The following is a 26,449-nucleotide window of genomic DNA, read 5'->3' on the forward strand; positions in this document are numbered from 1 at the left end:
TTTCAATCCTCACCGCCGACATGGTGCTCACCCCAACGCGGCAACATGTCCTGAGGAATGTTCAGCACATTGAGAATGCGCGCGACGACAAAATCAATCAGGTCGTCAATGGTTTGCGGCTGATGATAGAAACCTGGAGCCGCTGGCAGAATCACCGCGCCCATGTTCGACAGCTTGAGCATGTTCTCTAGGTGAATGGTGGAGAACGGCGCCTCACGCGGTACCAGAATCAACTGCCGACGTTCTTTCAGAGTGACATCCGCCGCCCGCTCGATCAGGTTGTTACAGGCGCCGGTCGCAATGGCCGAAAGCGTGCCCGTGGAGCACGGCACGACCACCATCGCTGCCGGTGCACCGGAACCTGAGGCCACCGGCGACATCCAGTCTTCCTTGCCGTACACACGAATCTGCCCTGCGGCGGCGCCGGTGTACTCGGTCAGAAAGGCCTGCATTGCCTGTGGCTTGGCCGGCAGCAGCACATCGGTTTCCGTCGCCATGACCAACTGCGCAGCCTTGGAGATCAGGAAATGCACCTCTCGGTCTTCGCGCACCAGGCAATCAAGCAGGCGCAGGCCGTACTGCGCCCCCGAGGCCCCGGTCATGGCCAGCGTGATGCGTTCCGGCCCGCTCATCGCAGGGCCTCGGCCAACTTCCCATGCAGGCCACCAAAGCCGCCATTACTCATGATCACGACTTGAGTACCGGGCTTGGCCTGGCTTTTCACCCGGGCAATGATCGCTTCCAGGCTGTCAGCCACCACCGCAGGTACCGGGCACTGGGCTGCCGTGGCCGCCAGATCCCAACCCAGGTTAGGCGGTGCATACCAGATCACCTGATCGGCCTGGCGTACGCTTTCCGGCAGGCCATCGCGGTGCGCGCCCAGCTTCATTGAGTTCGAACGCGGTTCAATCACGGCGATCAGTGGTGCATCGCCAATACGCTTGCGCAGGCCATCCAGCGTGGTGGCGATCGCCGTCGGATGGTGTGCAAAGTCGTCATAAATCGTCACGCCTTGTACTTCAGCGACTTTCTCCATGCGCCGCTTCACGCTTTTGAAGGCGCTCAGCGCGGCGATACCCATCGACGGCACCACACCAACATGGCGAGCAGCAGCCAACGTGGCCAAGGCGTTGGCGACGTTGTGCTGACCGGTCAGTTCCCACTCGACCACCCCTTGCGACTCGCCTTCAAAGCTGACTTCAAAACGCGAACCGTCAGCACTGAGCAGCTTGACCTGCCACTGACCGCCAACACCCGTGGTCTGGACCGGGGTCCAGCAGCCCATCTCAATCACGCGCTGCAAGGCTGGCTCAGTGGTGGGGTGAATGATCAGGCCTTCACTCGGGATCGTGCGCACCAGATGGTGGAACTGCCGCTCGATAGCTGCCAGATCCGGGAAAATATCCGCATGATCGAATTCAAGGTTATTCAGGATGGCAGTACGCGGACGGTAGTGGACGAACTTCGAACGCTTGTCGAAGAAGGCGCTGTCATATTCATCAGCCTCAACCACGAAGAACGGCGTATCGCCCAAGCGCGCCGACACCGAGAAGTTCTGTGGCACGCCGCCGATCAGGAAGCCCGGGCTCATCCCGGCATGCTCCAACACCCAGGCCAGCATGCTGCTGGTGGTGGTTTTGCCATGGGTTCCGGCCACGGCCAGCACCCAACGCCCTTGCAGCACATGATCGGCCAGCCACTGCGGGCCGGATACATAAGGCAGGCCTTTATTCAGCACATACTCCACCGCGGGATTACCACGCGACAGGGCATTGCCGATGACCACCAGGTCCGGTGCCGGATCCAGCTGGCTGGCATCATAGCCTTGGGTCAGCTCAATGCCCTGGGCCTGAAGCTGAGTGCTCATCGGTGGATAGACGTTGGCGTCGGAGCCCGTGACGCGGTGGCCAAGCTCCTTGGCCAACACCGCCAGCGAACCCATGAAAGTGCCGCAAATACCGAGAATGTGAATGTGCATGGTCGACCTCGCAAAACATCGAGGCAGGGTAGCCCAGGGCGGGGAAAATCGCATCCTTTCGTTCAGGCGTCCCGGGCAATACCATGCTTGCGCAGTTTTCGGTACAAGGTATTGCGACTCACGCCCAAGTGCGCCGCCACATGGCTCATGTGCCAGCGTTGCTGCTCCAGCACAGCCAGCAAAGCGCTGCGTTCAGCATCCTCAAGTGGATGTTCAGGCGCCTCGCTGGAAACCGTGGGTATCGCAGCAACTGGCGGCCGACGAATCAATGGCGGCAGGTCGTTGAAGGTAATCTCTTCGCCCTCCGCGAGCGCAACCAATGTGCGCAGGACGTTGCGCAACTGGCGCACGTTGCCGGGCCAGGCGAAATCGAGCAAGGCATGTCGCGCCTTCGCCTCCAGACGGACAACCTGCCCCGCAGCTTCCTCCGCCAGCAGAAAATCTAGCAACTGGGCCTTGTCACTGCGTTCACGCAGAGCCGGCAAGGCCACTTCCAGGCCGTTCAGCCGGTAGTAGAGGTCTTCGCGGAAACTGCCGTCCTCGACCCGCTCCAGCAGGTTGCGGTGGGTGGCGCTGATGATGCGGACATCCACGGCCTGGGGTTCACCACCAATCGGCACGACCCTGCGCTCTTCAAGCACACGCAGCAGGCGGGTTTGCAGCGCCAGCGGCATATCACCGATTTCATCCAGCAACAGGGTGCCGCCATCGGCCTGTTGCAGCTTCCCACGCATCCCCTCCTTACGTGCACCGGTGAACGAGCCGCCGCGATAGCCAAACAGCTCACTCTCGATCAGGCTCTCAGGGATCGAGGCACAGTTCAGGGCGACGAACGGCTTTGCCGCACGCTGACTGGCCTGATGCACGGCCTTGGCAAAGGCCTCCTTGCCACACCCGGTCTCGCCATTGAGCAGCAATGGCACATCGCGCTCGAACACCCGCACGGCGCGACGAAAATCGTTCTGCAATGCAGGGTCGACCAGGCAAATCGAACCCGTAATCGGTGCTGGCGGCGGCAACGCCACCGCGGCCAATGACGACGGTTGTGGCGCCCGAACCTGACCGCGCACACTGGCAAACAACTGGCGACCATCACGCGTACGCAACGGCCAACTGGCATTGGCCTGAGCCGTAGCACGCCCCAGCAACTCATCCAGTGAACACTCGAAGAACATCTCCACAGGCTTTCCAAGCAGGCCGCCGCGAACATGCCCAAGCAAGTTCAGGGCGCTCTGGTTGGCCGCGCAGATACGCCCATCCCCCTCAAACGCCAGCAACCCCTCGCTGAACAGGCCCACCGACTCGGCCTGCAAATGAAAGCGCAGTAGCCACTGGTTTTCGAAATGGCGCAGGAAGTAACAGCTCTCGATCATCTTCGCCGAGAGGTTGACCAACGCCATGGTGTGAAACTGACTTTGCCGCGAGACCTCAGGGCGGGCCGACGATACGTCAAGCACCGCAAGCAGTTCGCCGTGGGGGTCGAACACCGGGCTGGCAGAGCAGGTCAGGCCGGTATGACGGCCACGAAAATGCTCTTCCTGATGAATAGTGACGGCTTGACGCTCGACCAGGCAGGTACCAATCCCGTTGGTGCCTTCACTGGCCTCGCTCCAGTCGGCGCCGAGCCAGAGCCCGGCACGCTCGAAGATTTTGCGCTCGGTTGGCGCCGTCACACAGTTGAGGATTACCCCACGCGCATCGGTCAGCAGCACCGCATGGCCTGCGCCGGAAAGCTGTTGATGCAGCGTGTTCATCTCGTTGCCGGCAATCTGCAGCACCTGCTGCAGGCGCTCTCGGCTTTCCAGCAGACGCCCATGCTCAAGCACGGTCGGCGCCATCGCCATGGCCGGATCGAGATGATAGTCCTCCAGACAACGCAGCCAGGAACGGGCGATGGATGGATCGCTGCCCGGCCCCTGCAAGTGGGCCTTGCCCTGAGTCACCGTAAGCACTTGCCGAGCGTGCCGGCTCAAATGATTGCTCTGCACTTTTTATTGTTCTCCCCGGAAGCGGTACAACCCAGCATCCTCCAGCCGCTGACGCTTTGCAATGTCAGTACGACCGCTGAGTCACAGGTTGTCCCGCATCTGGCACAAAGTGTCACCCCCACCGTCCCAGAAATGCGACAACCAAGCCCGCGCGCACCCGCAGAATCCCATCAAGCCCTTGATTTACATAGACCTGCCAGCAGTGGCCCGCGCTTTGCTCTACGCTCTATATCCTCCCCAACAAGCACAAAAGCCAGGAGACACACCATGCGTTACGCACACCCAGGTACCGAAGGCGCAATCGTTTCCTTCAAGAGCCGTTACGGGAACTACATCAATGGCGAGTTCGTCGCCCCGGTCAAAGGTGAGTACTTCACCAACACCTCGCCAGTGAACGGCCAACCGATCGCCGAATTCCCGCGCTCCACTGCCGAAGACATCGACAAGGCTCTGGATGCCGCCCATGCCGCCGCCGACGCCTGGGGCAGCACCTCGGTACAAGCCCGTTCGCTGATCCTGCTGAAGATCGCCGACCGTATCGAGCAGAACCTTGAACTGCTGGCCATCACTGAAACCTGGGACAACGGCAAAGCGGTCCGTGAAACCCTGAACGCCGATATTCCGCTGGCAGCTGACCACTTCCGTTACTTCGCCGGTTGCCTGCGCGCCCAGGAAGGCAGCGCCGCCGAGATCGACGGCAACACCGTGGCCTACCACATCCATGAACCGCTGGGCGTGGTCGGACAGATCATCCCGTGGAACTTCCCGATCCTGATGGCGGCCTGGAAACTGGCTCCGGCACTGGCTGCCGGTAACTGCATCGTGCTCAAACCCGCCGAGCAAACCCCGCTGGGCATTACCGTGCTGATGGAAGTCATTGGTGACCTGCTGCCACCTGGTGTACTCAACGTGGTGCAAGGTTTCGGCCGTGAAGCCGGTGAAGCACTCGCCACCAGCAAGCGCATCGCCAAGATCGCCTTCACCGGCTCCACGCCGGTTGGTTCGCACATCATGAAATGCGCGGCCGAGAACATCATTCCGTCCACTGTTGAGCTGGGCGGCAAGTCGCCGAACATCTTCTTCGAAGACATCATGCAAGCCGAACCGGCCTTCATCGAAAAAGCCGCCGAAGGTCTGGTGCTGGCATTCTTCAACCAGGGCGAGGTCTGCACCTGCCCATCGCGTGCGCTGGTACAAGAGTCGATCTACCCGGCGTTCATGCAAGAAGTGATGAAGAAGATCAAACAGATCAAACGTGGCGACCCACTGGACACCGACACCATGGTCGGCGCCCAGGCCTCTGAGCAGCAATTCGACAAGATCCTTTCCTACCTGGAGATCGCCGAGAAGGAAGGTGCTGAACTGCTGACCGGCGGCAAGGTGGAGAAGCTCGAAGGCAGCCTGGCCACCGGTTATTACATCCAGCCGACCCTGCTCAAAGGCAACAACACGATGCGGGTGTTCCAGGAAGAGATCTTCGGCCCCGTGGTAAGCGTCACCACCTTCAAGGACGAGGCGGAAGCCCTGGCCATCGCCAACGACACCGAGTTCGGGCTGGGCGCGGGCGTATGGACTCGCGACATCAACCGTGCTTACCGCATGGGCCGCGGGATCAAGGCCGGTCGCGTGTGGACCAACTGCTACCACCTGTACCCGGCACACGCCGCTTTCGGTGGCTACAAGAAGTCGGGCGTGGGTCGTGAAACCCACAAAATGATGCTTGATCACTACCAACAGACCAAAAACCTGCTCGTGAGCTACGACATCAACCCATTGGGCTTCTTCTAACCCAGTGTACGGTGCGGCCTTCAACAGATTGAAGGCCGCACTGGCTTGACCTCACCGCCCCCTCAACTGCAGCTGCCTTATCGCCCGCCTTGCCGCCCCACGCCGACGCACAGGCAGGATTCAGAAATAACCTCCGCCAGAAACTGAAATTTCCTAATCGACAAGACCCGGATTCGGGTCCATTTTTGCCAATTGCGCTTTTTTTCCGCTTTAGGCAGCATCGGGGCTACGGCTGCCCTGCGATTCGCCGCCACCCCCAAAGGAACCTGAGGACTGCTTATGCGAATCATCAAAGCAACCCTTGAGCATCTGGATCTGATTGCTCCGCTTTTCGTCAAATACCGCGAGTTCTACGGCCAACCGCCTTACCCCGAATCCTCACGCAAATTTCTCGAAAAACGCCTGAAGCGTGGTGAGTCGGTGATTTACCTGGCGCTGGCCAACGATGACGACAGCAAACTGCTTGGTTTCTGCCAGCTGTATCCGAGTTTCTCCTCGCTGTCGCTCAAGCGCGTCTGGATCCTCAACGATATCTATGTGGCCGAAGACTCGCGCCGCCAACTGGTGGCCGACCACCTGATGCGCGCCGCGAAAAAGATGGCCAAGGAGACCAATGCCGTGCGCATGCGGGTTTCCACCAGCACCAACAACGACGTGGCCATGAAAGTCTACGAGTCCATCGGCTTTCGTGAAGACACCGAGTTCAAGAGCTACATCCTCCCCATCCAGTCGGACTGACATGGCAGCCGGGCGGGCCTTGAGCCTGCCCGGTATGCACCAGCAAAACCCTCCGCTACAAACAGCACAGGAATAATCCGTTTGCGGCCGTATAATACGGCACCACACGTTGAGTGGAGGCCTTCGCACGCCGCTGTGTCGCGCGCGAAACACCCCACTGCCAGTCATCGCAGGCCCGCCAGCACGGGCTTTCACCACAGGTGCCGTACATGGATTTCAACCCGCTGGACATTATCCTGCATCTTGATACCTACCTCGATTTACTGGTCAACAACTACGGCCCCTGGATCTACGCCATTCTGTTCATGGTGATCTTCTGCGAGACAGGCCTTGTGGTGACGCCCTTCCTGCCAGGCGACTCACTGCTGTTCATCGCAGGCGCAGTAGCCGCTGGCGGCGGCATGGACCCATTGCTGCTTGGCGGCCTGCTGATGGCTGCGGCAATCCTGGGCGACAGCACCAACTATGTGATTGGCAGAACCGCTGGCGAACGACTGTTCCGCAACCCCAACTCGAAGATCTTCCGCCGCGATTACCTGCAACAAACCCACGATTTCTACGACCGCCACGGTGGCAAGACTGTCACCCTGGCGCGCTTTCTGCCGATCCTGCGGACCTTCGCACCGTTCGTCGCCGGTATCGCCAAAATGACCTATAGCCGTTTTCTGGCGTTCAGCGTCGCCGGTTCCGTCCTGTGGGTAGGTGGCCTGGTCACCCTCGGCTACTTCTTTGGTAATGTGCCGTTCATCAAGAAAAACCTGTCGCTGATGATCGTCGCGATCATTCTGGTGTCGATGCTGCCGATGATCATCAGCCTGGTGCGCAACCGCATCAACCGCAACGCCGCCAAGGCCAACTAAGCCCCGCTCATGTGGTCCCTGAGCGCCTGGCGACGCCGCCGTACATTGGCCCGGTACCCACTCGATGCGCAGCTGTGGCAGCGCATCCGTGAACGCCTGCCGCTGCTCGACGGTCTGAGCGAGGCAGAAGATCACTGGCTGCGCGACGCCTGCGTGCTGTTCTTGCGCGAAAAACACCTCACCGCACTGCCCGGCGTCGAACTGGATGCCGAACAGCGCCTGTACCTGGCGGCTCAAGCGCAGTTGCCCCTACTGCACCTGGGTGAACTGAACTGGTACCAGGGCTTCCATGAAATCATCCTCTACCCCGACGACTTCATCAGCCCACAGCGTCACCGCGACGCCAGTGGCGTGGAACATGAGTGGGATGGTGAGCACAGTGGCGAAGCGTGGTTGCAGGGCCCGGTAATCCTGGCCTGGCCGGGCGTTCTGGCCAGTGGTGGCTGGGAAGGCTATAACCTGGTCATCCATGAGTTGGCGCACAAACTCGACATGCTCAACGGTGATGCCAACGGCCTGCCACCGCTGCACAGCGACATGCGCGTCAGCGATTGGGCGTCAGCCATGCAACACGCCTATGACGACCTCAATCGTCAACTTGACCGCCACCCGGATGCCGAAACCGCCATCGACCCCTATGCCGCAGAAAGCCCGGCGGAATTCTTCGCGGTCACCAGCGAATATTTCTTCAGCGCCCCCGACCTGCTGGCCCGAACCTACCCCAAGGTCTACCAGCAACTGCGCGCGTTCTACCGCCAGGACCCGCTGCTGCGTCTACAGCAACTACACAGCCATCATCCCCACTATCGCCACGCCAAGGACTGAGCATGCCAAGCATCCGGGTGGGCGTGGCAAGCGCGTGGGAATGTGCCTATAATCGCGACCAATTTTTGGCCAAACATGGGGGCAATGCCCAATGAGCTACAGCAAGATTCCGGCTGGCAAAGACCTGCCGAACGACATCTACGTCGCCATCGAGATTCCAGCCAATCACGCGCCGATCAAATATGAAATCGACAAGGACAGCGATTGCCTGTTCGTCGACCGTTTCATGGCCACCCCAATGTTCTACCCGGCCAACTACGGTTTCATCCCGAACACCCTGGCTGATGACGGTGATCCGCTGGACGTGCTGGTTGTAACCCCGTACCCAGTGGCTCCAGGTTCGGTCATCCGCGCCCGTCCGGTCGGCATCCTGAACATGACTGACGACGGCGGCGGCGACGCCAAAGTCATCGCCGTACCGCACGACAAACTGTCGCAACTGTACGTCGACGTCAAAGAGTACACCGACCTGCCAGCCCTGCTGCTGGAGCAGATCAAGCACTTCTTCGAGAACTACAAGGATCTCGAAAAAGGCAAATGGGTGAAGATCGACGGTTGGGGCAACGCAGACGCCGCCCGCGCCGAAATCACCAAGGCCGTTGCCGCCTACAAAGGCTAAGCACCGCGCTGAACAAAAAGCCCCGCTCGCGGGGCTTTTTGTTGCCTGCAAAGATAGCCCCCTGTAGGAGTAGGCTTGCCTACGATGGCATCAGCAGGGTGCCAGCCAACACCTAGGGCCGCGAGAAACATCCGGCAAATCCCTCGGAAACACCCTTAACTCCGAGAAATTCTTCAACCCAATGTTTATATCCTGATCGCACAGAGCCCCGTAAAATCGGGCCTCATGAATACTTCTGGCAGCCGTTTGAAAGCCCTCCTGCGCGAGTGCAACCTGACACCCTCCGACTTTGCCGCCCACCGCAAAGTGACACCGCAGCACATCAACAACTGGTTCAACCGCGGTGTTCCCCTGGCGCGTATCGATGAGATCGCAGAACTCCTGTGCGTCTGCAGCAAATGGCTACGCAGCGGCGAAGGGCCCAAGCATCCGCCACCCGCACCGCGCATCACCCCGACCGAAATCGAAGTCGAACCACCCGACACCAGCCTGATGGCCGCGCACAAAGAGGATGACGCGCAACTGCCCTTCTACCGCGTGAAGGACAAACAACTGAGCGTGATCGCCGACCGCCACCTGCGCCTGCCCGCCTGCAGCCTCGAGCGGCTTGGTGTCGATCCCGCGCGAGCATTCTGCTTGAGCATGCCCGACACCAACATGGCCCCGCTGCTGTCACAGGGTGCGACCCTGGCCATCGACCGCAGCCTGACCCGCATCGTCGAAGGCGAACTCTATGCCCTGCTGCACAATGGCCGACTGCGCATCCACACCCTCAGCCGCCTGCGGGGTGGTGCCATTGCCCTGCACAGCTACGACAATCGGCAATTCCCCAGCGAAAGCTACAGCCCGGCCCAGGCCAAAATGCAGCACCTGGAAATTCTCGGTTGGGTCTTCTGGTGGGGACAACGGCGTACCGAACGGCCAGCCTAAAGCGCTCAAGGTGAATTTCCACTAGGCATACCGCGCCATTGTCAGTATGCTACGCCGCACATTTAGCCCCTGGCAGCCGAGCGCCTGCCAACGGGTTTGGCGACGCAATACATTCGCGTCCAGCCACCTTCGGCCCTCGCGCCGACGCAACGATTTGAAGGCGGTTGCGGCTTACCAAAAATAAGCCAAGACCGTCCCCGAGAAGCCGGCCACAAGCCGGCTTTTTAATGCCCGAAATCCACCTACCGCATCACACCTATCAATGCGACGCCTTCTCCAGCGCCTCACGCAGTGCAGCCGCCGTGGCGTATTCCTGTTGCGCGACCAACCGGCCGTTGTCCAGTTGCAGCCACAGCACCTTGTCTTCGGCACCGGCATAACGGGTTGCCACGCGTGCGTCGCGGTCGAGCAGTACCCGGTAGCTGTAATCACGCATGGCGGGGATGGCGAACATTTTTGCGATCAGTGCAGGCATGCGCTGGATGTCGGCAACGAACACGGTATGTCGTGCTTCCAGGTAGCCCTTGGGACGGTCTTGCAGGGCCTCTTTCACCAGTTTGGCGCCTTCCATGCCACGGGCTACCAGCAGGGTTCGGGTTTGATCGTCCAGGCTATAGGGCTGATCGAACTGATCGAGCAGGGTCCAGGGCGCAAGGCGCTCTCCGACTTCGACCGCCTGGGCCAACAATGGCAATACGCTCAACAGCAGAATCGACAGATATCTCACAGCACACCTCGTTGTAGTGGTTGCACAGCCAGGCCAGCAGTCTACACCGCCGCGCATGCACCTAGCCTTTCACGCACACCACTTGACGCAGGGTATGCACCACTTCCACCAGATCACGCTGGGCCTGCATGACCGCGTCGATGTCCTTGTAGGCCATGGGGATCTCGTCGATCACGTCTTTATCTTTGCGGCACTCGACGTGCGCGGTGGCACGCGCCTGGTCTTGGATGGTGAAGCGCTTCTTCGCCTGGGTGCGGCTCATCACACGCCCCGCACCATGGCTGCAGGAGCAGAACGCTTCTTCGTTACCCAGGCCGCGAACGATGAAGCTGCGTGCGCCCATCGACCCCGGAATGATCCCCAACTGGCCTTTTTGCGCAGAAACCGCGCCCTTGCGGGTAACCAGCACCTCATGGCCGAAATGCTGTTCTTTCTGCACATAGTTGTGGTGGCAGTTCACCGCTTCGAGGTTGGCCTCGAAGGGTTTGTTGATCACCTTATGCGCGGCTTCAATCACCGCGTGCATCATCAGCGCACGGTTCTGCCGGGCAAAGTCCTGGGCCCATTCCACGGCTTCGACGTAGTCGTGGAAATGCCGGCTGCCTTCCTCGAAGTAGGCCAGGTCCTTATCCGGCAGATTGGCAATGTGCTGGCGCATATCGGCCTGGGCCAGTTCGATGAACAGGTTGCCGATGGCGTTACCCACGCCACGCGACCCACTGTGCAGCATGAACCAGACACGATTGGCCTCGTCCAGGCATACCTCGATGAAGTGGTTACCCGTGCCCAAGGTTCCCAGGTGCTGACGGTTGTTGGTGCGTTCCAGCGTCGGGTACTTGTCGGTGATGGCCTTGAATCGGCCAGCCAGTGCGCGCCAGGCATGATCGGCCACGCCGGGTACGGTGTCCCAGGCGCCTTGATCGCGACGGCCGAAGGTCTTGCCGTGCGGTACCGCCTTTTCGATGGCCGTACGCAGGCCATGGAGGTTGTCCGGAAGGTCTGCGGCGTGCAATGAAGTGCGTGCGGCGATCATCCCGCAGCCAATGTCCACGCCCACCGCTGCCGGGATGATCGCGCCACGCGTGGGAATCACACTACCGATGGTCGAGCCCTTGCCCAAGTGGACATCGGGCATCACCGCCAGGTGCTTGAAGATGAACGGCAGTTTGGCGGTGTTGATCAATTGCTGTCGCGCTTCCTCCTCCACCGGCACGCCCTGGGTCCAGAGCTTGATCGGTTTGCCGTTGGCGACTTCGAGGATGTTCATGGTTTTCATCTGGCTGCTCTGTTGCCTGGCGGGTTACTCAGACTGCACCACACCATTCAACACCTTATCCCACCCGCCGCACACCGAAATTCGATCGTCAGCGAGGGCGTCACTGCAACCCGAGCTGCCCACGCAGGAAGTCATACAGGCCTGAGGCACTTTTGCGGTAACCATCGGCGGATAAATGCACCAGGTCGTTCCGGGCCAGACCTTCAGCCTGCCAGTTGACGATAGAACAAGGGCCGCCCATGTACGCCTGCCAATCCCAGAACAGGCCGTTGAACTGCTTGGCGGCCTGGCGCTGAATACGAATGATCTGCGCCAATGGTTGCGGCTGACGGGCGGCGCACGTACGCGCTTTGCGCTGTTTGATCGAGTCCGGTGGGCCGACCAGCAGAATGGCTGCACGCGGCATGTTGCGGCGCAACTCGGCCAGGGTCTGGTTCAGGTGGTCACGGTACTGGTTCAAGTCGAGCTTGTCGTCGAAGGCTTCGTTGGTACCGTACGCCAGAATGATCAGATCCGGGCGCAGAGCCTTGAAGCTCTCCTGCCAGCCGGGCTGCCACTTATCCACAACATCCAGCCGCGCGCCGTTGATCCCCAGAGCTGAATAGGTCACACCGGCATTCTTCTGGCCCTGGATGAACCAGCCACCTAGCGCTACGTCCTTGCGGTTGCTCAAGGTGAGGTCCAGCGGCAAGCTGACACTGTTGAACACCGGGCTGAAGCGCCACTGCCCATTGGTTGCTGCCAGCAGGCGCCGGTTCTGGGTAGTGCCGTCGCGGGCGAGCAATGTCGTGTTGGCCGTTGAGGTGTAGAGGGCCGACACGCGGTAACGCTGGGCCGTGGGCTCACGCGCCTCGATGCGTACGGCTGCGTTGGCCGTCAGCGGTAATGACAGGTAACCGCCCAGGGGAAACTGAGTGCTTTGCTGGTTCCGTGCCGAAACCAGTTCCCACTGGCGCTTGGCGGCCTTGAGGATCACCGTTTCATAGCGCGTCCCCGGTACCGGTGAGCCTGCAACCAGGCCGATACCGCCATCGCCATACTGGGCCTGCAACAGGCGCCGCATTTCCCCGCTGAACAGGTCGGCGGCGGTGTGTGAGTCACCCAGTTGCACGATATTGATCGGGGTGCGGTTTGCAGTGCGGAACTTGCCCGCCAGCAGCGCCAGATTACCGTTGGCAGGGGCTTGAACCGCCTTTTGAGGCACCTGAAGTGGACGTGCTGCCGGCCCATTGACCGCCGCTACCGGGCTACAGCCCGGCAATGCGCAGATCAGTGCCACCAGGGCCAGGATGTTGTGCAATCGACGCATTTCAGTGTTCCGTCACGGTCAAACCCGGGAAGGTAATCATCGACAGCACTTGCTGTGCAATGAGCTTCTGCCCGGTGGGGGTAAAGTGAATGCCGTCATCGACCCGGGTCTTGACCCGTTTGCCTTGGTCATCCTGCAAGGTGTAGGAGAACTCATCAGCCTTGTAACCCAACACGCCGTTAGCAGAGACATAATGCTGCTGGTAGAGCCTGGTCTGGGTTTCATAGAGCGTGCTCAGGTAGGCCATGGCGCTGGACAGCTTGGTTTTCTGCATGTTCGGCGGGCCAACCCAGATCACTTGCACATCATGCGCACGCGCCTGCTCAAGAATCGAATCAATACGCTGACGGTACTGCTCCTCCCACTCGGCAGTTTTAAAGCGCAGGAACGGCTTACCTTTGGCAACCGGCATGTCCCAAGGGTCATTCGGCCCCAGGAACACCACCATCAGGCGAATGTTCGGCTGGCTTTGCAAGGTCTTGGCCACCGTCTGTGGCCAGTTGAAAAAGCCCGGATAGGCAAGCCCGGTACTCTGCTTGCTGAGGTTGACGCTTTTGATCTGGTAACGCTTGTGCAAGGTATTGGCCAGGTGCGGCGCCACCCCTTGCATCAGCGAATCGCCGACCAGAAAGACTTCATCGCCCGCCGACAGGGTCACCGGCATCGGTTGTACTGGCTGCGGGATGGGCGCAGGCAATGGCGTCGCCGCCACCTTGACTGGCTTGGCGCTCTCATGTGCCGGAGCGGCATGCACCGGGGTCGCATGCTTGCCATCCAGCGTCACCGGCACGACAGGCACCGTAGCGGGCATCGTCACGGTTTCGCTGACGGGAGCCTGCGCAATCAATGCTGGCGGAGCAGGCTGGGTCAGGCTTTCAATAAAACTGTCACGGGCACTGCCCAAGGCCTGAGTCAGGTTGCTGCCCATCCGCCAGGCAGCACTCTGGCCCAGTAGCGGCAGTTCACAGCCCTGGTGGTACTTCTGCTCGCAGTAAAGGCGGATTGAGTCCTGGTTGAACCAGAACAACAGCAAGGTGGTCACCACAATGGCATACAGCACCTTGGCCGCGCCCACCTGCGTTTCGAACAGCTTGCTGGCACTAGAAACTGGCATAGATGAACCCCGGAACGCCCGACTGCGATGCAAAGATGACCAAGGAAATGAATACCCCCAGCGGAACGGGGTACAACTGCCAAGGCAGGCGCGTGGTGGCGGCGAAGAGCTGGCGCAGAAGCGCGATCAGTTGCCGGTAGACAGCGATGTACACCACACAGGCCAGCAACAGGGCGCCCGTAGGCGAGAACAGTGCCTCCAGACGCAAGCCAGCAATACCGGCGAGCATGTCCTTGGCATCATCGAGGCTGGCGCAACGGAAGAAAATCCAGGCAAACGCCACATAGTGGAAGGTCAGCAAGCGTGCGGCGATACCCGCCCCCGGCCAACGCATCGGCTGCGGCAACCAATAGGTCGAGGCTTTGTACAACGCCAAACCCAGGCCGTGCAGCGCCCCCCAGATAATGAAGTTGATGCTCGCGCCATGCCAAAGCCCGGAGATCAGCATGGCCAGCAGCATGTTCAGGTTGCCGCGCCAGACGCCCTGACGGTTGCCGCCCAACGGGATGTACACGTAGTCACGGATAAAGGTCGACAGGCTGATATGCCAACGGCCCCAGAACTCCTTGAGGTTGTTCGCGGCATAGGGCGCATTGAAGTTCTCCGGCAAACGGAACCCCAACAACAAGGCAATGCCGGTCACCAGGTTGGTATAGCCACTGAAGTTGAAGTAGATCAGAAAGCTGTAGCCGTAGACGCTGAGCAGGATCTGCTCGGCCGAATAGCTGCTGGGCGTCTCGAACACCGGATCAACCCACTCACTGGCCAGCCAGGCGCTGAAGAAGAACAGCTTCACCACCGCCAACGCAATCAGCCCCAATGCACGTTGTGGCTCCAGCACCTGACGCATCTGCCCGGCCTGAATCTGCGGCAGCATGTGCGAAGCACGGTTCACCGGCCCGGCAATCAGGCTCGGGAAGAACGCCAGGTAAAGGGCCAGATCAAACACCGGCGCAGGCGTCATCTCGCGCCGGTTGATCGACACCAGGTAGCTGACCGAATGGAAGGTGTAGAACGACAGGCCGATAGGCAGCAGCACTTCCAGAATAGGCAGCGAGACATCAAGCCCGGCACTGGCCAGCGCCGACTGAACGCCACCGACGAGGAACTCCTGGTACTTGAACAGGTAGAAACACCCCAGCACCAGTAGCGCAACCAGCCCGTAACTGAAGCGTCGCCCCGGATAACGCGCACCCAGAAGCCCCAGCAGATAGACCAGCGCTGTATACCCCAGCAGGATATAGAGAGAATTCAGACTGAAGCTGGCAACAAGGCCGTAACTGGCGGCCAGAAGCATGACGTTCTGCAAACGAACGCTCCAGCACAGGCTCCAGTAAATAGCAAAGAACAGGATGAAGCAGAGGCCGAACTCGATCGAAAGGAAGCTCACAACGTAGTCCATTACGCGACATCAGGAAGGGAGAGCCTTGCCGGGCAACGCCGTAGCGCAAAGCGGCAGCAATTATGGCAGAGAGCCACAACCCCTCACAATGACAGGCTCACAGAAAAAGCAAGATAGTGAACAAAGGCTTTATGCAACAGAATGCGACGAAAGATCATCGGCACTGATTTGCTCCCCCTGCCCCGCTCTGCTAGTGTCGCGCCGTTTAAACCGCCACAGAGACAGCCGCCATGGCCCGGAAAAAAGCCGCCGTTGATTTCGAGCAATCCCTCGCCGACCTGCAAGCCCTGGTCGAACGCCTGGAGAACGGCGAACTGTCGCTGGAAGACTCGCTGACCGCCTTCGAGCAAGGTATCCGTCTGACCCGTGACTGCCAGGGCGCCCTGGCACAGGCCGAGCAGAAAGTGCAGATCCTCCTCGAGCGCGATGGTGAGTTGGCCGCCGAACCCTTCAGCGCAGAGCAGCCGGAATGATCGCCCGCTACCAAGCCACCTGCCAGGCCCGTGTCGATGCGGCGCTGGAACAGTTGTTTGTCGCCCCTTCGGCCGAACTCACCCGCCTCTACGCCGCCATGCGCTATAGCGTCATGAACGGTGGCAAACGGGTCCGCCCGCTGCTCGCTTATGCAGCCTGCGAAGCCTTGGGGGCGCCAGCCGAACAGGCTAACGGCGCGGCCTGTGCGGTTGAACTGATCCATGCCTACTCACTGGTTCACGATGACCTGCCGGCCATGGACGACGACGACCTGCGCCGTGGCCAGCCAACCACCCATAAAGCCTTCGACGAGGCCTGCGCGATCCTTGCAGGCGATGGCCTGCAAAGCCTGGCCTTCAGCGCCTTGCTCGACCCGCGCCTGAGCCCGCAAAGCGACAGCAACCGCCTGACCATGGTCCAGACGCTGGCCTTGGCTGCCGGCCCGGCCGGGATGGTCGGTGGCCAGGCCATCGACCTGGGCTCAGTGGGCCTGAAGCTTGACCAGCAAGCGCTGGAATTCATGCACCGGCACAAGACCGGCGCACTGATCGAAGCCAGCGTGCGCCTGGGTGCTCTCGCCAGCGCCCGTGCCGGCAACACCGAACTGGAGGCCCTGCAACGCTACGCTCAGGCAATCGGCCTGGCATTTCAGGTACAGGATGACATCCTCGACGTCGAAAGCGACACGGCCACCCTCGGCAAACGCCAAGGCGCGGATATCGCTCGCGACAAGCCGACCTATCCGGCGCTGCTCGGCCTGGATGCCGCCAAAGCCTACGCGCTGGAACTGCGCGATCAAGCACTGCAGGCGCTGGAAGCCTTCGACGGCGCGGCGGAACCACTGCGCGATCTGGCCCGTTACATCGTAGAACGCAAGAACTGAGTGCACTTCACGTAGGCGCCTGCCTTGGTAGCGGTAAGACATATCGCTGGCAGGACCGGCTCCCGCGAAAGACGATGCACAGGTGTCGCAGAAGCACCATGCCATGGGCAGCCATCACCGCAATAAGGTAAACTGCCGCCTCTTCACACCTATAATGATTCGCCTGATGCCCACGACGTTTCAAGAGATTCCCCGCGAACGCCCGGTCACGCCGCTGCTCGACCGTGCTGATACGCCCGCTGGCCTGCGCCGGCTGGCTGAAGCCGATCTGGAGAGCCTGGCCGACGAACTGCGCCAGGAGCTGCTCTATACCGTTGGCCAGACCGGCGGGCATTTCGGTGCCGGCCTGGGCGTCATCGAACTGACGATCGCCCTGCACTACGTCTTCGACACCCCGGATGACCGGCTGGTGTGGGACGTGGGCCATCAGGCCTACCCGCACAAGATCCTCACGGGTCGACGCAAGCGCATGAATACCCTGCGCCAGAAGGACGGTATTGCGGCCTTCCCACGTCGTTCCGAGAGCGAGTACGACACCTTTGGCGTCGGCCACTCAAGCACCTCGATCAGTGCCGCACTGGGCATGGCCATCGCCGCTCGCCTGCAGAACGAGGCGCGCAAGTCCATTGCGGTGATCGGCGACGGTGCACTGACCGCCGGCATGGCTTTCGAAGCGCTCAACCATGCGCAGGAAGTCAACGCTGACATGCTGGTGATTCTCAACGACAACGACATGTCGATTTCACGCAATGTCGGTGGCCTGTCCAACTACCTGGCCAAGATTCTCTCCAGCCGCACCTACGCCAGCATGCGCGAAGGCAGTAAAAAAGTGCTTTCGCGCCTGCCCGGCGCCTGGGAAATCGCTCGCCGCACCGAAGAGTATGCCAAGGGCATGCTGGTACCCGGCACCCTGTTCGAGGAACTCGGCTGGAACTATATCGGCCCGATTGACGGCCACGACCTGCCGACCCTGATTGCCACCCTGCGCAACATGCGCGACCTCAAGGGGCCACAGTTCCTGCATGTGGTCACCAAGAAAGGCAAAGGCTTCAGGCCGGCCGAAGTCGACCCGATCGGTTATCACGCAATTACCAAGCTTGAGCCGGTCGATGCACCGGCTGCTGCGCCGAAGAAAGCCAGCGGGCCGAAGTATTCGGCGGTATTCGGCCAGTGGCTGTGCGACATGGCTGCGGCGGACCCACGCCTGGTTGGCATCACCCCAGCCATGAAGGAAGGCTCGGACCTGGTGGCCTTCAGCGAACGTTTCCCGGCGCGCTACTTCGATGTGGCCATCGCCGAGCAACACGCTGTCACCCTCGCCGCCGGCATGGCGTGCGAAGGCGCCAAGCCCGTGGTGGCGATCTACTCGACCTTCCTGCAGCGCGCCTATGATCAACTGATCCATGACGTTGCGGTACAGAACCTCGACGTCTTGTTTGCCATCGACCGCGCCGGCCTGGTCGGCGAAGACGGCCCGACGCATGCGGGCAGCTTTGACCTGTCGTTCCTGCGCTGCATCCCCGGCATGCTGGTGATGACCCCGAGCGACGAGAACGAACTGCGCAAAATGCTCAGCACCGGTCACCTGTACAACGGCCCGGCAGCGGTGCGCTACCCGCGCGGTACCGGCCCGAATACGCCGATTGAAAACGACCTTGAACCCCTGGAAATCGGCAAGGGCGTAGTACGCCGCCAAGGCCGCACCGTCGCCTTGCTGGTCTTTGGTGTTCAGTTGGCCGAAGCACTAAAGGTTGCCGAACAGCTCGATGCCACCGTGGTTGACATGCGTTTCGTCAAACCGCTGGATGAAGCGTTGGTACGCGAGATAGCTGGCCAGCACGAGCTGCTGGTGACCATCGAAGAGAACGCCATCATGGGCGGCGCCGGTGCGGCTGTCGGTGAATTCCTGGCCCGCGAGAACCTGATCAAGCCGATCCTGCACCTGGGCCTGCCTGACATTTATGTCGAGCACGCCAAACCGGCACAGATGCTTGCTGAATGTGGTCTGGATGCAGCGGGAATCGAAGCAGCAGTACGTCAGCGCCTGCAGTTGTTGGGCCTCTGACGCCCTATCGTCATGGTCGGCTCCGCAAGGAGCGGCCATGACGACAATAGGCCTGCCGACCTATCAGCCGAGCTGACGCGGAATACGGTAGAGGTAGAGCACGACCACGCTTGAGACCGCCAACAGAATCTGCGGCACGGCCTCCAAGCCAACGAATACCGACACAGCAGCAAGCCAGGCCGGCAAGCAGGCATAGAGCATGGCCACCCGACGTACGCGCGCCAGCTCAATCCAGGCCGCAGGCTCCGCCTCGCTGTTCAGCGCCTTCTCCATTGCAATCAGCCCGTGCTTGTAAGCGCCAAAGCGCGGCAGGCTGAGGAACATCGAAGAAACACTGGCGATGAACATCGGCATGGCGAGGATTGGCAGCAACGCTTCACGATCACCGAACGCCCAATTGAAGACAAACAACGGCGCCAATGCGATCAGCAGATGCTGCCACCAGGCAATGCTGAGACGGCGACGAACCTGAGCCCGGGTCACGCCCGACCAACCTCACCCTGATGCTCGTTGCCCATCATGTGGCCAAGCTTGCCGGCCTTGGTGGCCAGGTAGTGTTTATTGTGCGGGTTGTGGCCGGTATGCAACGGCACTCGCTCAGCCACCGCGATACCCATCGCAGTGAGGGCTTTCACCTTGCGCGGATTATTGGTCATCAGGCGCAGCGACTTCACGCCCAGGTGCTCAAGCATCGGCAGGCACATGGCGTAGTCACGCTGATCGGCAGCAAAACCCAGACGCTCATTGGCTTCAACCGTATCGGCACCGCCATCCTGCAGCTCGTAGGCGCGAATTTTGTTCAACAGACCAATGCCGCGACCTTCCTGACGCAAGTACAGCAATACACCGCGCCCTTCATGGGCGATCGCCTGCAGCGCCGCTTCCAGCTGCGAACCGCAATCGCAGCGCTGGCTGAACAGCGCATCGCCCGTCAGGCACTCGGAGTGCAGGCGTCCCAGTACCGGCGCGCCGTCGGCCACATCACCCAGACTGAGCACCACGTGCTCGCGACCGGTGGCCTCATCGAGAAAACCATGCATGGTGAAGGTGGCAAAGGGTGTAGGCAGCTTGGAGGCAGCAACGAAAACGACGGGCACCTTGTGCTCCTGAAATAACGTGAATATTTAACGTGGACTGGATTGTAACAGCAGCGTGGCACCGGTGCTTATGCTGAATTTTTGTGCAGACATATCGAAAAGTTCGATGCACCTTGCCGATCTGAGGACAACCTAGAACGGATACGGCTGCTTCCAGCGCGTGAATATCTCGCGCAACTGGCCACTTGGCACCAGCTCATCCATGCGCTGATCGAAAATTTCCTTGAGGGCACGGCCTTCCGGGGTTTTGGCAAATGCCAGGTACAACGGCAGTTCAGCCAGGTGGGTACGCCGAAATGCCGACGGATTCTGCGCCTGCGACAACACATAGTCGACCTCGGTCAGGGCATCGATGTAGAAATCGACGCGACCATACTCAAGCATCGGCAGAATGCCCTCACGCCGCTGAACCTCGCGGTAACGGTCAACATAGGGCAGGTAACTGTTGAAATCGTAACCACGCACCCAAGCCAATTGGAACTGACCCAGCGTTTCCTGGGTAGGTACCGGCCGACTGGCCAACCCCAGGGCATAGATATGGTCTTGGTCAAAGTGCCAGCGCGGGTAGATATTATCGGCGCTTTCCTCATGATAAGAGCCGACCCAGGCATCTGCTTCGCCACGCTTTACCAGGCCGATGGCGCGACTGTAAGGCACGCTCGCCGTCTTGACCTTGACACCTACGGGCTCAAAAACCTTGCGCAGCAGCTCCCAGGCCAGGCCTGTGCCGTCGGCATTGGTGTAGTCGAGCCACACCTCGCTGGCCAAACGAGCGTGCAAAGGCTTTTTCGGCAAGGGCTCTGCTGCCCACGTCACACCTCCTGCCAAAAGCAGGACCAGTAGCAACCATCGGCATCCTTGCATCGCCCTATCTCCTTAGGTAAAGCTCCATACTAGCCCTTGCATCGTCAGCCAGGCGAATACACCGGCAAGCACATCGTCGATCATGATGCCGACACCTCCATGCACATGCCGATCAAGCCAACTGATCGGCCAGGGCTTGAGTATGTCAAAGAAGCGGAATACCAAGAACCCGACCAACAACCATTGCCAGCCTTGCGGCACCAGCCACAGGGTAATCCACATCCCCACCATCTCGTCCCAGACGATACCCTCATGGTCGTGCACACGTAAATCGCTGGCAACCTTGCCGCACAGCCAGAAACCAAACAGCATGGTCAGGCCCAGCATCAGCCAGTAACCCCAGTCTGGCAGCATTTGCCACGAGGGCATGAACGGCAAGGCAACCAGAGACCCCCAGGTCCCCGGCGCCTTCGGCAAAGTACCCGAGCCGAAGCCGAATGCCATGAAATGCCAAGGGTTGCTCCAGACCGAAGGCGGAACAGGCTTCACCTGATTACGGTGATCGGTCACGGTGTCTCCCTAATCGCTAAAGTGTTGATAGCCCCGAACAGCCGGGGTGATGTTGCGCCCTTCCCGATCGTACAGGCTGACACCGGAGCCAACCTCGACCCTGCCAACCACGTGAATCGGCCAGCCGGCGGCCAGCAGCCCCGGGAGTTCGGCATCGGGAAGCGTGAAGGCCAGCACATAATCGTCGCCACCGGTCAATGCGGCGTGACGCGCACCCTCCAGCCCCAAAAAGCCGCGTAATGCCTGGCTCATCGGTAGCGAGTCCACCTGCAAATGCAGCGCCACGCCAGAGGCTTTGGCGATATGCCCACAGTCAGCCAGCAAGCCGTCGGAGATATCCAGCGCCGAGGACGCCTTGCCACGTAACGCCTGGCCGAGTGCCAACTGCGGTGATGGCGACCAGTAGTGCGCCAGCAGCGGTGCCGCCAGCGACGGCTCGGCTTGACGTTCCGCAAGCACCAGCGGCAACGCGCCAGCAGCGTTGCCCAGTTCACCGCCCACACACACCAGGTCGCCTGGTTGCGCGCCGGCGCGGGTCAGCGCCTGCCCGGCAGGCACACGGCCGAATACGGTCATGGTCAGGCTCAAGGGGCCACGGGTGGTATCGCCACCGACCAGGCTCAGGTTGCACTGCCTGGCCATCTGATTGAGGCCTTCTGCGTAAGCACGCAACCAGTCCGCCGACGTGTCCGGCAGGGTCAGGGCAAGGGTAAACGCGAGGGGGGTAGCGCCCATCGCCGCCAGGTCACTGGCGGCAACGGCCAGCGAACGCTGGCCGAGCAGGAACGGGTCACTGTTGTGCGGGAAATGCACACCGACAACCAGCGTGTCGGTAGACACCGCCAACTGTTCGCCCGCTGGCAAGGCCAGCAGGGCACAGTCGTCACCGATGCCCAAGGCAACTCCTTCGCCACCTTGCGCACACGGTGCGGCGGCGAAGTAGTGACGGATCAGCTCGAACTCACCCATTGGCCAGCAGCGCCGAGATCAGCGCTTGTATGCCCGTACTTCGGCTTCACGAAGCCGTGGAGCCAGCTTGTCGAGCACACCGTTGACGAACTTGTGGCCATCGGTGGCACCGAAGACCTTGGCCAGCTCAACACCTTCGTTGATCACAACGCGAAACGGCACGTCGACCCGCTTGATGAACTCCCAGGTCGACAGCCGCAGCACAGCCAGCTCTACCGGGTCGAGTTCTTCCAGTGGCAGGTCCAGGCACGGAGCCAGGGCTTTGTCGATCTCTTCCTTCATGACCGGAACCCCGTGCAGGATCTCCCGGAAGTAGGCGCCGTCGACATCGCTGAAATCGTTATCGACCCGGAACTGCGCTTCGATCTCGTTCAGCGACTGCTTGGCCATGTGCCACTGATACAGGGCCTGGGTCGCGAGCTGACGGGCTTCGCGACGCTTGGCGCTTTTCGATGGTTTGCCAGCATCCGCAGGTTTTGGATCGCGCGGGTTGAAACGATCGCTTTCGTCGCTAATCACTTGGCCTCCAACTGCGCCAGCAGGCTGACCATTTCCAGGGCGGACAGGGCTGCTTCAGCGCCCTTGTTGCCGGCCTTGGTGCCGGAGCGCTCGATGGCCTGTTCGATCGAATCGACAGTCAAGACACCGAAGGACACCGGTACGCCGAACTCCATGGACACCTGGGCCAGGCCCTTGGTGCACTCGCCTGCCACGTATTCGAAATGCGGAGTGCCGCCACGGATCACCGCGCCCAGGGCGATGATGGCCGCGTATTCACTTTGCTGGGCGACTTTCTGTGCAACCAGCGGGATCTCGAACGCACCCGGGGCACGGATGATGGTGATGTCGCTTTCGCTCACGCCATGGCGAACCAGGGCATCAACGGCACCGCTCACCAGGCTTTCGACGACGAAGCTGTTGAAGCGGCCAACCACCAAAGCATAGCGACCTTTGGGGGCGATGAAGGTACCTTCAATGGTCTTCAGAGTCATTCCGGGATTCTCATCTTAAAGAGCCAGGCCGCACCGACGCGGCCTGTGGGAGGTTTGGTCACGAACACGCAGTGCAATAAACGCCTGCTTTATTCGGAGGGCACGTATTCTACAACTTCCAGATCGAATCCGGATATCGCATTAAATTTCATCGGCGAACTCATCAGGCGCATTTTGCGTACGCCGAGGTCACGGAGAATCTGCGAACCCGCACCGACGGTGCTGTAGGTTGTCGGGGTTTTCACCTGAGCGCTGTCGGCGGTCTCACGGATATGCGCCAACAGCACGTCACCGTCCAACGGGTGGCCGAGCAACAACACAACACCACTGCCCGCCTCTGCCACCGCGCTCATTGCGGCACGCAGGCTCCAGCGGCCGGGCTGCTTGACCATCAGCAGGTCACGCAGCGGGTCCATGTTGTGAACCCGAACCAGGGTCGGTTCTTCTGCGCAGATATTGCCCAGGGTCAGTGCCAGGTGCACATCACCCTCGACCGAGTCACGGTAGGTAACCAGGTTGAATTGGCCCAATTCGCTGTCCAGCGGCTGCTCGGAAATCCGCTGAATGGTACGTTCGTGGATCATCCGGTAGTGAATCAGGTCGGCGATGGTGCCGATCTTGATGCCGTGCTCGGCGGCAAACGCTTCCAGCTCCGGGCGACGGGACATGGTGCCGTCGTCATTCATGACCTCGCAGATCACGCCACTTGGCTCAAAACCGGCCATGCGCGCCAGATCACACGCAGCCTCGGTATGGCCTGCGCGGGCCAGCGTACCGCCGGCTTGCGCCATCAGCGGGAAGATATGGCCTGGGCTGACGATGTCTTCGGCCTTGGCATCACGCGCGGCGGCAGCCTGAACGGTACGCGCACGGTCAGCAGCGGAGATACCGGTAGTGACACCTTCGGCAGCCTCGATCGAGACCGTGAACTTGGTGCCAAAGCCCGAACCGTTGCGCGGTGCCATCAACGGCAACTTGAGCAGTTCACAGCGCTCGCGCGACATCGGCATGCAGATCAGGCCCCTGGCATGCTTGGCCATGAAGTTGATGTGCTCAGCCTTGCAGGCCTCGGCGGCCATGATCAGGTCGCCTTCGTTCTCGCGATCTTCGTCATCCATCAGGATGACCATTTTGCCCTGGCGGATGTCTTCAACCAGTTCTTCGATGCTGTTGAGCGCCACGCGGCACCCCCTTCTCATTCAGGATTTCAGGTAGCCGTTGGCGGCCAGGAAACTTTCAGTGATACCGCTGCCCTTGGTCGACTCGGCGGCTTTGTCGCCGAGCAACAGACGCTCCAGGTAGCGGGCCAGCAGGTCGACCTCAAGGTTGACCCGACGACCAGCGCGGTAGTCGGCCATGATGGTTTCGGCCAGGGTGTGGGGCACGATTGTCAGCTCGAACTCGGCGCCATCGACGGCGTTCACCGTCAGGCTGGTGCCGTCGACGGTAATCGACCCCTTGTGCGCAACGTACTTGGCCAGTTCCTTTGGCGCACGAACACGGAACTGGATGGCGCGAGCGTTATCGCTACGCGATATGATTTCGCCGACACCGTCGACGTGGCCGCTGACCAGATGACCGCCCAATCGGGTAGTCGGCGTCAGGGCTTTTTCCAGGTTGACCCGGCTGCCGCTCTTGAGGTCGGAGAAGGCAGTGCAGTCCAGGGTTTCGCGGCTGACATCGGCCCAGAAGCCGTCGCCAGGCAGCTCGACTGCCGTCAGGCAGACACCATTCACCGCAATGCTGTCGCCAAGTTTCACATCGCCCAGGTCCAGCTTGCCGGTTTCGACATAAACCCGCACATCGCCACCTTTTGGGGTCAACGAGCGAATGCTGCCGATAGATTCGATAATGCCTGTGAACATGAGTCCTCCTCGAGAACAGGCCGCGCGTGGCGCAAGCCGAAAATTATACGCCGGACGTCGGCACAGGGATCGCGGTGACTCGCCAGTCATCGCCAACCGCTCGCATTTCAGTGATTTTCAGCGCCGGCGCCTCGCTCATGCGGGCAAGCGGCCACTCAAGCAGTGGCCTGGCGCTGGAGCCGAGGAACTTGCCGGCAATGAACAGTTGATACTCGTCCACCAGCCCAGACTGCGCAAATGCCCCAGCAAGCCCCGGGCCGGCCTCGACCAGCACCTCATTGACGCCTCGGGCAGCCAGCTCACGCAGCAATGCACGCAAGTCGACCCGCCCCTCCTGAGTGGGCAGTCGCAGCAGCTCCAGGCCCGCCTGAGCATAGCGCTCATCGTGTGCGGCGGCAGTCGCCACCAGCGCAGGACCGGCCTTATAAAACGCTGCCTCCAACGGCAGGCGCAAACGCCCATCGATCAACACCCGCAGCGGCGGGCGAGCCAGCGCCAATGCGGTATTTTCCGCATCCAGCCCCAGTTCTTCGCCACGCACAGTCATCCGGGCATTGTCCGCGATCACACTTTCAGCGCTGGTCAGCACCACACTGGAACGCGCACGCAAACGTTGAACGGCCGAGCGTGCGGCGGGGCCAGTAATCCACTGGCTCTCGCCACTGGCCATGGCGGTGCGGCCATCGAGACTCATCGCCAGTTTGACCCGCACATAAGGCAGGCCGTGCTCCATACGCTTGAGAAAGCCCGGGTTCAACGCGCGTGCCTCGGCCTCAAGCACCCCGCTGGACACCTCAATACCGGCATCGGCCAAGCGCTTCAGGCCTTGACCGGCAACCTGTGGATTGGGGTCCTGCATGGCCGCAACAACCCGCGCCACACCCGCGTTGACCAGCGCTTCGGCGCAAGGCGGTGTGCGGCCATGATGGCTGCACGGCTCAAGGGTGACATAGGCGCAGGCGCCACGGGCCAGTTCGCCCGCCTGGCGCAATGCATGAACCTCAGCATGCGGTTCACCGGCACGGACATGCCAGCCTTCACCCACCACCTGACCATCACGCACAATCACGCAGCCGACGCGAGGATTAGGGTGGGTTGAGTACAGCCCCTTGCGCGCCAGTTCCAGGGCGCGGGCCATGTAGTGAGCATCCAGCACAGCGCGTTCAGTGGGCATGA

27 protein-coding genes are annotated in these 26,449 nt (G+C 60.9%); 9 read left to right on the plus strand and 18 right to left on the minus strand.

Going from position 1 to position 26,449, the window contains the following annotated elements; all coding sequences use genetic code 11:
- Positions 1–2: 2 nt before the first annotated feature.
- The 3 genes from ubiX to CYD26_RS02030 all read right to left on the minus strand — a co-directional run bounded on the left by ubiX (position 3) and on the right by CYD26_RS02030 (position 3,966).
- Positions 3–632, minus strand: coding sequence for a flavin prenyltransferase UbiX (gene ubiX / locus CYD26_RS02020; protein ID WP_065761866.1), 630 nt, complete (start codon positions 630–632; stop codon positions 3–5).
- On the minus strand, positions 629–1,978 hold the full coding sequence (gene mpl, locus CYD26_RS02025; RefSeq protein ID WP_065761865.1) for a UDP-N-acetylmuramate:L-alanyl-gamma-D-glutamyl-meso-diaminopimelate ligase: 1,350 nt from the start codon (positions 1,976–1,978) through the stop codon (positions 629–631). The genes ubiX and mpl overlap by 4 nt, the downstream gene beginning before the upstream one ends.
- Positions 1,979–2,040: 62 nt before the next feature.
- Positions 2,041–3,966: a sigma-54-dependent Fis family transcriptional regulator gene (locus CYD26_RS02030; RefSeq protein ID WP_099775918.1), complete on the minus strand. Its 1,926-nt coding sequence runs from the start codon at positions 3,964–3,966 to the stop codon at positions 2,041–2,043.
- 267 nt (positions 3,967–4,233) lie between these two features.
- On the opposite strand from CYD26_RS02030, the gene CYD26_RS02035 reads away from it, so the two are divergent.
- The 6 genes from CYD26_RS02035 (at position 4,234) to CYD26_RS02060 (ending at position 9,726) form a co-directional block, all read left to right on the plus strand.
- On the plus strand, positions 4,234–5,754 hold the full coding sequence (locus CYD26_RS02035; RefSeq protein WP_102051699.1) for an aldehyde dehydrogenase family protein: 1,521 nt from the start codon (positions 4,234–4,236) through the stop codon (positions 5,752–5,754).
- A 279-nt stretch (positions 5,755–6,033) separates the two neighbouring features.
- Positions 6,034–6,492, plus strand: a complete 459-nt coding sequence (locus CYD26_RS02040; protein ID WP_065761984.1) for a GNAT family N-acetyltransferase — start codon at positions 6,034–6,036, stop codon at positions 6,490–6,492.
- 209 nt (positions 6,493–6,701) lie between these two features.
- Positions 6,702–7,352: a DedA family protein gene (locus CYD26_RS02045; protein WP_065761985.1), complete on the plus strand. Its 651-nt coding sequence runs from the start codon at positions 6,702–6,704 to the stop codon at positions 7,350–7,352.
- Between the two features lie 9 nt (positions 7,353–7,361).
- On the plus strand, positions 7,362–8,177 hold the full coding sequence (locus CYD26_RS02050; RefSeq protein ID WP_065761986.1) for a zinc-dependent peptidase: 816 nt from the start codon (positions 7,362–7,364) through the stop codon (positions 8,175–8,177).
- Positions 8,178–8,268: 91 nt separating this feature from the next.
- Positions 8,269–8,796 (plus strand): inorganic diphosphatase, encoded by a 528-nt coding sequence (ppa, locus tag CYD26_RS02055; protein WP_065761987.1) that lies wholly within the window; start codon positions 8,269–8,271, stop codon positions 8,794–8,796.
- 225 nt (positions 8,797–9,021) lie between these two features.
- Positions 9,022–9,726 carry an XRE family transcriptional regulator gene (locus CYD26_RS02060; RefSeq protein WP_102051700.1) on the plus strand — a complete coding sequence of 235 codons (705 nt, stop codon included), beginning with the start codon at positions 9,022–9,024 and terminating at the stop codon, positions 9,724–9,726.
- Between the two features lie 259 nt (positions 9,727–9,985).
- On the opposite strand, the gene CYD26_RS02065 is transcribed toward CYD26_RS02060, so the two are convergent.
- From CYD26_RS02065 to CYD26_RS02085, 5 genes are all read right to left on the minus strand, one after another.
- Positions 9,986–10,453, minus strand: coding sequence for an FAD/FMN-containing dehydrogenase (locus CYD26_RS02065; protein ID WP_102051701.1), 468 nt, complete (start codon positions 10,451–10,453; stop codon positions 9,986–9,988).
- Between the two features lie 61 nt (positions 10,454–10,514).
- The gene (locus tag CYD26_RS02070; protein WP_102051702.1) at positions 10,515–11,729 is read right to left on the minus strand and encodes an RtcB family protein; all 1,215 of its coding nucleotides are present in this window, start codon (positions 11,727–11,729) and stop codon (positions 10,515–10,517) included.
- A gap of 100 nt (positions 11,730–11,829) precedes the next feature.
- Positions 11,830–13,038 (minus strand): SGNH/GDSL hydrolase family protein, encoded by a 1,209-nt coding sequence (locus CYD26_RS02075; protein ID WP_065759157.1) that lies wholly within the window; start codon positions 13,036–13,038, stop codon positions 11,830–11,832.
- A gap of 1 nt (position 13,039) precedes the next feature.
- A complete protein-coding gene (locus CYD26_RS02080) occupies positions 13,040–14,152 on the minus strand; it encodes an SGNH family hydrolase (RefSeq protein ID WP_065759158.1) in 1,113 nt (370 codons plus the stop codon).
- Entirely contained in the window at positions 14,139–15,542 is a 1,404-nt protein-coding gene (locus tag CYD26_RS02085) for an MBOAT family protein (RefSeq protein ID WP_065759209.1), read from the minus strand. The genes CYD26_RS02080 and CYD26_RS02085 overlap by 14 nt, the downstream gene beginning before the upstream one ends.
- 242 nt (positions 15,543–15,784) lie before the next feature.
- Here CYD26_RS02085 and CYD26_RS02090 point away from each other — a divergent pair, with 242 nt between their 5' ends.
- From CYD26_RS02090 to dxs, 3 genes are all read left to right on the plus strand, one after another.
- The gene (locus tag CYD26_RS02090) at positions 15,785–16,027 is read left to right on the plus strand and encodes an exodeoxyribonuclease VII small subunit (protein ID WP_065759159.1); all 243 of its coding nucleotides are present in this window, start codon (positions 15,785–15,787) and stop codon (positions 16,025–16,027) included.
- On the plus strand, positions 16,024–16,911 hold the full coding sequence (gene ispA / locus CYD26_RS02095) for a (2E,6E)-farnesyl diphosphate synthase (protein WP_065759160.1): 888 nt from the start codon (positions 16,024–16,026) through the stop codon (positions 16,909–16,911). Before CYD26_RS02090 ends, ispA begins: the two co-directional genes overlap by 4 nt.
- A gap of 166 nt (positions 16,912–17,077) precedes the next feature.
- Entirely contained in the window at positions 17,078–18,976 is a 1,899-nt protein-coding gene (gene dxs, locus CYD26_RS02100; RefSeq protein ID WP_102051733.1) for a 1-deoxy-D-xylulose-5-phosphate synthase, read from the plus strand.
- Between the two features lie 63 nt (positions 18,977–19,039).
- Here dxs and CYD26_RS02105 read toward each other — a convergent pair whose 3' ends face one another.
- The 10 genes from CYD26_RS02105 to ribD form a co-directional block, all read right to left on the minus strand.
- Complete coding sequence (locus CYD26_RS02105; RefSeq protein WP_065759162.1) at positions 19,040–19,459, minus strand: MFS transporter; 420 nt, start codon at positions 19,457–19,459, stop codon at positions 19,040–19,042.
- Positions 19,456–20,073: a GTP cyclohydrolase II gene (ribA, locus tag CYD26_RS02110; RefSeq protein WP_065759163.1), complete on the minus strand. Its 618-nt coding sequence runs from the start codon at positions 20,071–20,073 to the stop codon at positions 19,456–19,458. The genes CYD26_RS02105 and ribA overlap by 4 nt, the downstream gene beginning before the upstream one ends.
- A 132-nt stretch (positions 20,074–20,205) precedes the next feature.
- On the minus strand, positions 20,206–20,937 hold the full coding sequence (locus CYD26_RS02115) for an ABC transporter substrate-binding protein (protein WP_065759164.1): 732 nt from the start codon (positions 20,935–20,937) through the stop codon (positions 20,206–20,208).
- A 12-nt stretch (positions 20,938–20,949) separates the two neighbouring features.
- Positions 20,950–21,447 (minus strand): phosphatidylglycerophosphatase A, encoded by a 498-nt coding sequence (locus CYD26_RS02120; RefSeq protein WP_102051703.1) that lies wholly within the window; start codon positions 21,445–21,447, stop codon positions 20,950–20,952.
- A gap of 9 nt (positions 21,448–21,456) precedes the next feature.
- On the minus strand, positions 21,457–22,416 hold the full coding sequence (thiL, locus tag CYD26_RS02125) for a thiamine-phosphate kinase (protein ID WP_102051704.1): 960 nt from the start codon (positions 22,414–22,416) through the stop codon (positions 21,457–21,459).
- 18 nt (positions 22,417–22,434) lie between these two features.
- Positions 22,435–22,935, minus strand: a complete 501-nt coding sequence (gene nusB / locus CYD26_RS02130; RefSeq protein ID WP_065759167.1) for a transcription antitermination factor NusB — start codon at positions 22,933–22,935, stop codon at positions 22,435–22,437.
- The gene (gene ribE / locus CYD26_RS02135; RefSeq protein ID WP_065759168.1) at positions 22,932–23,408 is read right to left on the minus strand and encodes a 6,7-dimethyl-8-ribityllumazine synthase; all 477 of its coding nucleotides are present in this window, start codon (positions 23,406–23,408) and stop codon (positions 22,932–22,934) included. Before ribE ends, nusB begins: the two co-directional genes overlap by 4 nt.
- A gap of 89 nt (positions 23,409–23,497) precedes the next feature.
- Positions 23,498–24,589, minus strand: a complete 1,092-nt coding sequence (ribBA, locus tag CYD26_RS02140) for a bifunctional 3,4-dihydroxy-2-butanone-4-phosphate synthase/GTP cyclohydrolase II (protein ID WP_065759169.1) — start codon at positions 24,587–24,589, stop codon at positions 23,498–23,500.
- Between the two features lie 18 nt (positions 24,590–24,607).
- On the minus strand, positions 24,608–25,273 hold the full coding sequence (locus tag CYD26_RS02145) for a riboflavin synthase (RefSeq protein WP_065759170.1): 666 nt from the start codon (positions 25,271–25,273) through the stop codon (positions 24,608–24,610).
- Between the two features lie 43 nt (positions 25,274–25,316).
- On the minus strand, positions 25,317–26,447 hold the full coding sequence (gene ribD / locus CYD26_RS02150; protein ID WP_102051705.1) for a bifunctional diaminohydroxyphosphoribosylaminopyrimidine deaminase/5-amino-6-(5-phosphoribosylamino)uracil reductase RibD: 1,131 nt from the start codon (positions 26,445–26,447) through the stop codon (positions 25,317–25,319).
- Positions 26,448–26,449: the final 2 nt, after the last annotated feature.

This window comes from Pseudomonas sp. FFUP_PS_473 (assembly GCF_002858665.1).
GTDB classification, from domain to species: domain Bacteria; phylum Pseudomonadota; class Gammaproteobacteria; order Pseudomonadales; family Pseudomonadaceae; genus Aquipseudomonas; species Aquipseudomonas defluvii.

Bases quoted from the DNA above. Each gene is read 5' to 3' on its own strand.
- ppa (WP_065761987.1), top strand. From the start codon at position 8,269: ATGAGCTACAGCAAGATTCCGGCTGGCAAAGACCTGCCGAACGACATC.
- mpl (WP_065761865.1), bottom strand. From the start codon at position 1,978: ATGCACATTCACATTCTCGGTATTTGCGGCACTTTCATGGGTTCGCTG.
- CYD26_RS02040 (WP_065761984.1), top strand. From the start codon at position 6,034: ATGCGAATCATCAAAGCAACCCTTGAGCATCTGGATCTGATTGCTCCG.
- CYD26_RS02080 (WP_065759158.1), bottom strand. From the start codon at position 14,152: ATGCCAGTTTCTAGTGCCAGCAAGCTGTTCGAAACGCAGGTGGGCGCG.
- CYD26_RS02035 (WP_102051699.1), top strand. From the start codon at position 4,234: ATGCGTTACGCACACCCAGGTACCGAAGGCGCAATCGTTTCCTTCAAG.
- ribE (WP_065759168.1), bottom strand. From the start codon at position 23,408: ATGACTCTGAAGACCATTGAAGGTACCTTCATCGCCCCCAAAGGTCGC.
- CYD26_RS02090 (WP_065759159.1), top strand. From the start codon at position 15,785: ATGGCCCGGAAAAAAGCCGCCGTTGATTTCGAGCAATCCCTCGCCGAC.
- ubiX (WP_065761866.1), bottom strand. From the start codon at position 632: ATGAGCGGGCCGGAACGCATCACGCTGGCCATGACCGGGGCCTCGGGG.
- CYD26_RS02115 (WP_065759164.1), bottom strand. From the start codon at position 20,937: ATGCAAGGATGCCGATGGTTGCTACTGGTCCTGCTTTTGGCAGGAGGT.
- CYD26_RS02145 (WP_065759170.1), bottom strand. From the start codon at position 25,273: ATGTTCACAGGCATTATCGAATCTATCGGCAGCATTCGCTCGTTGACC.
- dxs (WP_102051733.1), top strand. From the start codon at position 17,078: ATGCCCACGACGTTTCAAGAGATTCCCCGCGAACGCCCGGTCACGCCG.
- CYD26_RS02060 (WP_102051700.1), top strand. From the start codon at position 9,022: ATGAATACTTCTGGCAGCCGTTTGAAAGCCCTCCTGCGCGAGTGCAAC.
- ispA (WP_065759160.1), top strand. From the start codon at position 16,024: ATGATCGCCCGCTACCAAGCCACCTGCCAGGCCCGTGTCGATGCGGCG.
- CYD26_RS02075 (WP_065759157.1), bottom strand. From the start codon at position 13,038: ATGCGTCGATTGCACAACATCCTGGCCCTGGTGGCACTGATCTGCGCA.
- thiL (WP_102051704.1), bottom strand. From the start codon at position 22,416: ATGGGTGAGTTCGAGCTGATCCGTCACTACTTCGCCGCCGCACCGTGT.
- CYD26_RS02050 (WP_065761986.1), top strand. From the start codon at position 7,362: ATGTGGTCCCTGAGCGCCTGGCGACGCCGCCGTACATTGGCCCGGTAC.
- ribD (WP_102051705.1), bottom strand. From the start codon at position 26,447: ATGCCCACTGAACGCGCTGTGCTGGATGCTCACTACATGGCCCGCGCC.
- CYD26_RS02070 (WP_102051702.1), bottom strand. From the start codon at position 11,729: ATGAAAACCATGAACATCCTCGAAGTCGCCAACGGCAAACCGATCAAG.
- CYD26_RS02045 (WP_065761985.1), top strand. From the start codon at position 6,702: ATGGATTTCAACCCGCTGGACATTATCCTGCATCTTGATACCTACCTC.